Source organism: Amycolatopsis sp. NPDC003676, assembly GCF_053587275.1.
Genome location: NZ_JBSFNS010000416.1, coordinates 1 through 1,074 on the forward strand (window position 1 = coordinate 1; position 1,074 = coordinate 1,074).

2 protein-coding genes are annotated in these 1,074 nt (G+C 71.1%); both read left to right on the plus strand.

Annotation, left to right across the window (positions count from 1 at the left end):
- Positions 1–174: 174 nt before the first annotated feature.
- Entirely contained in the window at positions 175–585 is a 411-nt protein-coding gene (locus ACWDNU_RS46855; RefSeq protein ID WP_355283616.1) for a hypothetical protein, read from the plus strand.
- Between the two features lie 24 nt (positions 586–609).
- A partial coding sequence (locus tag ACWDNU_RS46860) for a hypothetical protein (protein WP_449673584.1) occupies positions 610–1,074 on the plus strand: 465 nt, incomplete at its 3' end.

Below are 1,074 nucleotides of genomic sequence, written 5' to 3' on the forward strand. Positions count from 1 at the left end.
GGGGATGCGCGTTCTCGCCTTCCTCGACGGTTCACTGGCCGACCCCGAAGCCCCCGGACGCGGCTTTCGGCGTCTCGGGCTGCCCGGCGTGGCCCCGGGACCTCGGTCGACGGGCTCGATCGGCCGTCGCGCCGTATAACTGACGGCGACGACGACAACGTGCAGGGGATAGTGGTGGATCAGGTGGAGCCCGAGCGGCCTTCTCGCGCGGTGACCGCGCTGGTCGCCGGGTGGCTCGGGGTGCTGGTCGGGGGTGCCGGGATCATCGTCGGCACGGCGACGGCGGTGGTGCGGGCTTTCGGGCGGGAGATCGAGCTCGATTACGCGGGTGCGGGGATCGTCGGCGGGCTGGGGGTGGTGTATCTGCTGGGGGCGGTGCTGCTGTTGCGGCGGCGGATGCTCGGCAGGCGGATTCTGGTGGGGATATCGGGGGCGATGAGCGGGGCGACCTTGCTGGTCGTTGTGCTCAACGGGGCCGGGCACGGGCTGCGGGTAGGGCCGCTGGACTGGTGGCTCGCGCTCAACGCGGTGATCCTGGTGCTCAGCCTGATCGAGCCGACGCGCCGGTGGACCACGACGCGCTAGGCCGACTCGGGATACGGTCGAGCCATGGTCGTGCGGGATGCGAAGTCGAAAGCCGGTGAGGTGACGGCGATCGTCGCCGTGTGCTGTGCCGGTGTTGCCACGGTGGCGAATCTGGTCGGGGCCGTGGTCCTGGTGCGCGCCTTCCTGAACGACCCCGACCGGCTCGACGACTCGCTGGCCCTGTTCGCCACGCTCGGCGCGCTGGTGGCGGCGTTCGCGTTCGGTTACGGCGGCATGCTGCTGGCCCGGCGCGACGAGTCCGGCCGGTGGGTGCTGATCGTGGCGGCGGGCGCGCAGCTCGGGCTCGGCGTGCTCGGGTTGCTGGCGACGCTGGTGAACTACGACTCCGAGTACGGCATCCATTGGTTCGCCGAGGAATCCGTCCTCCGATCGATTCCGATCGGGTTCGGTGGGGTACCCGGTGCGGTGACGGCGTTCGTGAACCACAGCTGGGCGGCCGCGCTGGCGGCCGTCGCGCTCGGTGCGTTG